This is a genomic window from Mycobacterium sp. (assembly GCF_035506235.1).
Classification (GTDB): Bacteria; Actinomycetota; Actinomycetes; order Mycobacteriales; family Mycobacteriaceae; genus Mycobacterium.
The window spans coordinates 1-3,133 of record NZ_DATJPU010000195.1 but is presented as its reverse complement, the minus strand read 5'-3'; the positions used below and the strand labels follow the sequence as shown (position 1 = coordinate 3,133).

The window sequence follows — 3,133 nt, the reverse complement described above, 5'->3', positions numbered from 1 at the left end:
TTCTCGATGCTTCGGTGGTCGCGCAGCCAGGCGGCGATCATCCGCGGGTGGGCGTGTTCGAATGTGACGCTGCACACGGCGTAGACGATCTCGCGGCGGCATCGTCAAGTTGTTTGAAAATGATTGTGGCACCGTTGATGTTAGTTTGTTCGGTGGTCAAATATACCGGCTTACGCGGTCTTTCATGCCGCTGCGGTGGCAATGACTTCGTCCCAGACCGTGAAGCTGGCGGTCATCTCGGTTCGCCAGTGCGTCCAGAAGGGTTGGTGGTTGATCATGTAGGTGGTTGACGGCTGATTCGTAAGCTCGTCGTCGCTTGCCGGTGTAAGTCCGGTCCGGGTAGCTATCAGGAGGCCCGGTAGACATCCCAGGTCCGTAAGTTGTCAAGCGGCCCTGGTGTCGGGGTTGGTGTGGCGGTGTGCCCAGGCTTTGTGTTCGTTGTAGGGGGTGTGGTGGCGTAGGCAGCCGTGCAGGATGCCGACCAGGCGGTTGCCCAGGGCGCGCAGGGCTTGGTGGTGCAGGTCGCCGGCGGCACGGCGCCCGTCGTAGAAGGCGCGGGCGCCGGGGCTGGTGTTCAGCGCGCAGAACGCCCATTGGTCGATGGCGTCGTAGAGGCGTCGGTTGCGGACGTGGCGGGCCAGCACGGCGCGTTTGCGGCCCGACGCGACGGTCAGCGGTGATGTTCCGGCGTAGTTTTTGCGAGACTTGGCGGTGGTGTAGCGGTTCGGGTCGTCCCCGAACTCACCGAGCACCCGGGCGCCGAGCACAACACCGAGTCCTGGCAGGGAGAGGTAGATGTCGGCGTCCGGGTGTGTTTCAAAATGTGTCGCCAACTCGGCCTCGAGGTCGGTGATCTGGCGGTTCAGTTCGGCGATGATGCCAACCGCGGCGCAAGTGGTCGCGGCGAACGCCGCGGTGACCGCGGCCGGCGCGGCGAGCTGCTCGGTGCGCAAAGCGGCCTGAATCTCTAGTGCCCGGGTGTCGAGATTGCGTTGTCGCCCAGCGGCTTTGAGCGCCGACCGGATCTTCGACAGGCTCAGGTTCGCGGCCTGCAGCGGGCCAGGAGCGCGACCCAAAACTGCCAGCGCGTCACGATCGTGCAAATCGTCGAACACCTCCAACGCGGCGGGGTAGTACTCACGCAGCGCCGAGCGCAGCGTGTTGGTGTGCCGGTTGCGGGTCCAGATCAGATTCTGATGTGCCCGGGCCAAGACCTTGACCGCCTCAGCATCAGCCGTGTCGCCGGCGACCAGACGGTGGTTATGGCGGTCGGTGCGCACCAGATCGGCCAAGAGTTTGGCGTCGGCGGCATCGGACTTGGCCCCCGATACGGAGTGGCGGTCGCGGTAGCGGGCGGCCGCCAGCGGGTTGATCGCATACACCTGGTAGCCGGCCGCGGCCAGCGCATCGACCCACAAGCCGCGGTCGGTTTCAATCCCGATCACGACCTGGTCGGGTTCTTCGGCGTGCCGGGCCAGGAGCTGATGGAACTCGCCGATACCGGCAAGCCCCTCGGGTAGTCGACGCGAGGCCAGCCGCGCCCCGGTCTCATCCATCAGGTGGACGTCGTGGTGATCCTCCGCCCAATCGTCGCCAACAAAAATCACCTGAATGCCTCCTCCTTGGTCATCACACATGGTCGAGCCCAAGGGCACCCAGCGACAAGCTAATGGATCAGTGCTCGGTGGCACGACACCCCATCAGTGCTACAGGAACCCTCACCAACCGGCCGGGGCGTGATCTACCGGTAGAAGTCGACCTACGCTTCAGCAGGCAAAAACGTTCACCGACCGGCGGCTCGGTGAACAGCGTCCCCCGAACAAGAGATGATCGGTCGAAGGCTCGCTGTTCGGTTCCCATTAGCAGGCTGGCGGTGTCGTCTGGAAACGGGCGGTGTCGAAGCCCAGCGTCGAGCGCCCCGCTGCGCGGGGTGTGCAACCGAACGGTCCGTAACGTCAAGTGAAGCCTGCCGCGTCGTTAAGAGGGTGTTTGAAAACTGTCAGGTTCGGGCGAGTCGCCTGGTCATGGTCGTGATCATGGCGAGGTGGACCATGGCTTCGTGGTGGTCGGGTCTGGTTTCGTAGTCGCGCACGCAGCGGCGGTGCTTGTTGATCCACGCGAAACTTCTCTCGACCACCCAAATGCGGGGCCGGACGTGGAAACCAGTGGCGCCGGGGATGCGTTTGATGATCTGCATAGTCAGGGTGAGAACGTCTTTCGCCCAGACGAGCAACCGTCCGGGGTAACCGCCGTCGGCCCAGACCAGCCGGATGGTGGAGAAGCTGCCGCGCAATGCGGCCAGGAGTCGGTGTGCGGCGTCGCGGTCCTGGATCGAGGCGGCGGTGACGACGACGGCGAGCAGCAGGCCGTTCACATCCACCGCGATGTGCCGCTTGACGCCGTTCGTTCTCTTGGCGCCATCCCAGCCGCGGCTGGATCGGGGCACGGTGTCGGCGGCGGGTACCGTCTGCGAGTCGATGATCGCCGCGGTCGGGCACCGGTCCCGCCCGGCCCGCACCCGCAGTCGGTCGCGCAGCGCGTCGAGGATACGCTGCCACCCCCCGCTGCGGGCCCAGCGGGCGAAGACCGCGTACACCGTCGCGGCTGGCGGGAACTCCACCGGCAGTTGCCGCCACGCGATACCACCGCGCACGATGTACAGGATGGCGTCCACTATCACACGGCGGCAATGCTTCTCGGGTCGTCCGCCGCGGCCTGCCGTGCTGCCCGGCGCAGGCAACAGCGGTTCGAGGATCGCCCACTCGGCGTCAGTCACCGACGACGAGTACACCGCGCAACCATGTCCGGCCGCCGCGTGGGGCGGGCACGACGAGCATAGCGAGATCGGCGATGATGGCATTGTGGGCTCCTGGTCTGGGCGCGGACTTGGTCATCACCGACCCAACCAGGAGCCGACTTCTTCGGTTCTCCACAAGGCACACGCCCGCCCATCCCGAGTTCTCAAACACTCTCTAAGAGCTGACCCGTAATAGTTCATGCAACGCCAGACAGCTTGGTGGGCTGTTTTTTTCGGCTGTTCCCGGGACGTCCAGGTTTGCGTGGTTATCTGTAGGTACCAGCCGTGGTCGGGTCAATAGCCGCTGGCCTGCATCGTCGATGACATGTTCCCCAC

At 65.0% G+C, this 3,133-nt stretch carries 3 protein-coding genes; 1 reads left to right on the top strand and 2 read right to left on the bottom strand.

Annotation, left to right across the window (positions count from 1 at the left end):
- Positions 1-290: hypothetical protein (locus VMD50_RS18415; protein WP_325429361.1), on the top strand; the 290-nt coding region annotated here is incomplete at its 5' end.
- 93 nt (positions 291-383) lie between these two features.
- Here the strand turns inward: VMD50_RS18415 and VMD50_RS18410 are convergent.
- Positions 384-1,607 carry an IS110 family RNA-guided transposase gene (locus VMD50_RS18410; protein WP_325429359.1) on the bottom strand — a complete coding sequence of 408 codons (1,224 nt, stop codon included), beginning with the start codon at positions 1,605-1,607 and terminating at the stop codon, positions 384-386.
- A gap of 392 nt (positions 1,608-1,999) precedes the next feature.
- Positions 2,000-2,776: an IS5 family transposase gene (locus VMD50_RS18405; protein ID WP_325429357.1), complete on the bottom strand. Its 777-nt coding sequence runs from the start codon at positions 2,774-2,776 to the stop codon at positions 2,000-2,002.
- Positions 2,777-3,133 lie beyond the last annotated feature (357 nt).